Source organism: Trueperella sp. HMSC08H06, from assembly GCF_001808465.1.
GTDB lineage: Bacteria > Actinomycetota > Actinomycetes > Actinomycetales > Actinomycetaceae > Trueperella > Trueperella bernardiae.
In genome coordinates, this window is the sequence record NZ_KV793353.1 from 1 (window position 1) to 3,849 (window position 3,849).

Annotated in this window: 1 protein-coding gene and 3 rRNA genes; all 4 read left to right on the top strand. The window is 54.1% G+C overall.

All coding sequences use genetic code 11. The annotated features are described in order from the left end of the window. Positions 1–323, top strand: a 16S ribosomal RNA gene (locus HMPREF3174_RS05065); the annotation flags it as partial. Between the two features lie 14 nt (positions 324–337). Further along, positions 338–544 (top strand): hypothetical protein, encoded by a 207-nt coding sequence (locus tag HMPREF3174_RS09465; protein ID WP_201783186.1) that lies wholly within the window; start codon positions 338–340, stop codon positions 542–544. After that, positions 539–3,617, top strand: a 23S ribosomal RNA gene (locus HMPREF3174_RS05070). The genes HMPREF3174_RS09465 and HMPREF3174_RS05070 overlap by 6 nt, the downstream gene beginning before the upstream one ends. Positions 3,618–3,721: 104 nt before the next feature. Next, positions 3,722–3,838 (top strand): 5S ribosomal RNA (gene rrf / locus HMPREF3174_RS05075). The last annotated feature ends 11 nt before the right edge of the window (positions 3,839–3,849 follow it).

Consider the following 3,849-nt stretch of genomic DNA (forward strand, 5'->3'; position numbering starts at 1 on the left):
GGCTTCACGCATGCTACAATGGCCGGTACAGAGGGTTGCGAGCCTGTGAGGGTGAGCTAATCTCTTAAAGCTGGTCTCAGTTCGGATTGGGGTCTGCAACTCGACCCCATGAAGTCGGAGTCGCTAGTAATCGCAGATCAGCAACGCTGCGGTGAATACGTTCTCGGGCCTTGTACACACCGCCCGTCACGTCACGAAAGTTGGTAACACCCGAAGCCCGTGGCCTAACCTTTTGGGGGGAGCGGTCGAAGGTGGGATTGGCGATTGGGACGAAGTCGTAACAAGGTAGCCGTACCGGAAGGTGCGGCTGGATCACCTCCTTTCTAAGGAGCCTCATGTGCCTGCGATCATGGTGGTTGTGGGTGTTGTTGTGGGGTTTTTAGTGGTTCGCAATGTGATTGGCTGGCATGCTGTTGGGGTGTGGGGTAACAGGCCCTGGCCACCCATGCGCAAGTTTTCAGGCTGTTTGTTTGGGTTTGTGTGTGGTGTTGGTGTGGTGGTTGAGAATTGTATAGTGGATGCGAGCATCTTTTGGTTTTTGTAAGTGTTTAAGGGCGTTCGGTGGATGCCTTGGTACACGAAGCCGATGAAGGACGTTGTAGCCTGCGATAAGCCTCGGGGAGTTGGCATACGAGCTGTGATCCGAGGGTGTCCGAATGGGGGAACCTGCCTGGAGTTGTTTCTGGGTACCGCCACCTGAATGTATAGGGTGGTTGGGGGTGACGCGGGGAAGTGAAACATCTTAGTACCCGTAGGAAGAGATATTCTGTGAGTAGTGGCGAGCGAAAGCGGATGAGGTTAAACCGGGTGTGTGTGATAGCTGTCGGGCGTTGCGCATTCGGGGTTGTGGGAGCCATGTGGCCTTACCGGCATGGGGTCGTGGAGTGATAAAGGTGTGGGGTAGGCGAATCAGTTGGGAAGCTGGACCGTAGTGGGTGATAGTCCTGTAGCTGAAACCTCATGCTCTCTTTGTGGTTGTCCCGAGTAGCACGGGGCTCGTGAAATCTCGTGTGAATCTGCACAGACCACTGTGTAAACCTAAATACTTCGTGTGACCGATAGTGGATAGTACCGTGAGGGAATGGTGAAAAGTACCCCGGGAGGGGAGTGAAATAGTACCTGAAACCGTGCGCTTACAATCCGTCAGAGCCTTCTTGGTGGGGGTGATGGCGTGCCTTTTGAAGAATGAGCCTGCGAGTTAGGATGTGTGGCGAGGTTAACCCGTGTGGGGTAGTCGTAGCGAAAGCGAGTCTGAATAGGGCGTTGTAGTTGCATGTTCTAGACCCGAAGCGAGGTGATCTAGCCATGGGCAGGGTGAAGCACGTGTAAGAGCGTGTGGAGGCCCGAACCCACTTCAGTTGAAAATGGAGGGGATGACCTGTGGTTAGGGGTGAAAGGCCAATCAAACTTCGTGATAGCTGGTTCTCCCCGAAATGCATTTAGGTGCAGCGTTGCGTGTGCTTGCTGGTGGTAGAGCGACTGGATGGTCGATGGCCCTTATACCGGGTACTGAGATCAGCCAAACTCCGAATGCCGGTTAAGTTGAGCGTGGCAGTGAGACTGTGGGGGATAAGCTCCATTGTCGAGAGGGAAACAGCCCAGATCATCGGTTAAGGCCCCTAAGGGTGTGCTAAGTGGGAAAGGATGTGGAGTTGCTGTGACAACCAGGAGGTTGGCTTAGAAGCAGCCATCCTTGAAAGAGTGCGTAATAGCTCACTGGTCAAGTGATTCCGCGCCGACAATGTAGCGGGGCTAAGTACACCGCCGAAACCGTGGCAACAATTTTTTTGTTGGGTAGGGGAGCGTCGTGCTTGAGGTGAAGCTGCCAGGTGACTGTGTGGTGGATTGAGTGCGAGTGAGAATGCAGGCATGAGTAGCGATTGACGGGTGAGAATCCCGTCCTCCGAATAACTAAGGGTTCCAGGGCCAGGTTCGTCCGCCCTGGGTTAGTCGGGTCCTAAGGCGAGGCCGACAGGCGTAGTCGATGGGCAACCAGTTGTTATTCTGGTACCGGCGAAGGACCGTCCATGCTGAAGCAGGGGATACTAACCATCCCTGCCCATTGCTAGCCCTTTCGGGGGTTGGTGGTGTGGGGGGCGGGGGACCTGATCTTGTTGTAGGCAAGCGTGTTAACAGGGGTGACGCAGAGTGGTAGCTTCCGCGTGGCTTATGGCTTGCCACGTTTAACAGCGCAGCTTGTTCCTTTGGCAAATCCGGGGAACGTATAAAGTGAGGCTGGATGATGAGACCGAATGGTCGAAGTAGAGTGATCCTGTGCTGCCGAGAAAAGCCTCGACGTGAGGTTCTAGCCGCCCGTACCCTAAACCGACACAGGTGGTTAGGTAGAGTATACTAAGGAGTTCGAGTGAATCGTGGTTAAGGAACTCGGCAAAATGCCCCCGTAACTTCGGGAGAAGGGGGGCCTGATCCTTGAAGCGCTTTACGTGCTAGGGGTGATGGCCGCAGAAACCAGGGAGAAGCGACTGTTTATCAAAAACACAGGTCCGTGCGAACACGTAAGTGGATGTATACGGACTGACGCCTGCCCGGTGCTGGAAGGTTAAGAGGATCGGTTAGACTCTTTTGGGTCGAAGCTGAGAATTTAAGCCCCAGTAAACGGCGGTGGTAACTATAACCATCCTAAGGTAGCGAAATTCCTTGTCGGGTAAGTTCCGACCTGCACGAATGGCGTAACGACTTCTCCGCTGTCTCAACCGCGAACTCGGTGAAATTGCATTACGAGTAAAGATGCTCGTTTCGCGCAGCAGGACGGAAAGACCCCGGGACCTTTACTATAGCTTGGTATTGGTGTTTGGTACGGTTTGTGTAGGATAGGTGGGAGACTGTGAAGCTGTCACGCTAGTGATGGTGGAGTCATTGTTGAAATACCACTCTGATCGTGCTGGATGTCTAACCTTGGACCATGATCTGGTTCAGGGACAGTGCCTGGTGGGTAGTTTAACTGGGGCGGTTGCCTCCTAAATGGTAACGGAGGCGCTCAAAGGTTCCCTCAGCCTGGTTGGTAATCAGGTGTTGAGTGTAAGTGCACAAGGGAGCTTGACTGTGAGACTGACAAGTCGAGCAGGTACGAAAGTAGGAACTAGTGATCCGGCGGTGGCTTGTGGAAGCGCCGTCGCTCAACGGATAAAAGGTACCCCGGGGATAACAGGCTGATCCTGCCCAAGAGTTCATATCGACGGCATGGTTTGGCACCTCGATGTCGGCTCGTCGCATCCTGGGGCTGGAGTAGGTCCCAAGGGTTGGGCTGTTCGCCCATTAAAGCGGTACGCGAGCTGGGTTCAGAACGTCGTGAGACAGTTCGGTCCCTATCCGCTGCGCGCGTTGGAAACGTGAGAAGGGCTGTCCCTAGTACGAGAGGACCGGGACGGACGAACCTCTGGTGTGCCAGTTGTACCGCCAGGTGCATGGCTGGTTGGCTACGTTCGGAAGGGATAACCGCTGAAAGCATCTAAGCGGGAAGCCTGCTTCAAGATAACGTTTCCCAGACACATTAAGTGTTGTGAGGCCCCCTATAGACCATGGGGTTGATAGGCCAGACGTGGAAGCCTAGTAATGGGTGGAGCTGACTGGTACTAATTGGCCGACCACTTAAAAAACTTTTATAACTTGTTGTTCGCATCCGCTATACAATTCTGGGCCACCACACTAACCGGCCCAGATAACTGAATAAACCAACCGTTATGGTTGGCCCCGTTATTTTGACGGTGGCAATAGCGGTAGGGTAACGCCCGGTCCCATTCCGAACCCGGAAGCTAAGCCTACCAGCGCCGATGGTACTGCACTTGAGAGGGTGTGGGAGAGTAGGACACCGCCGTCACCAAACTTGAT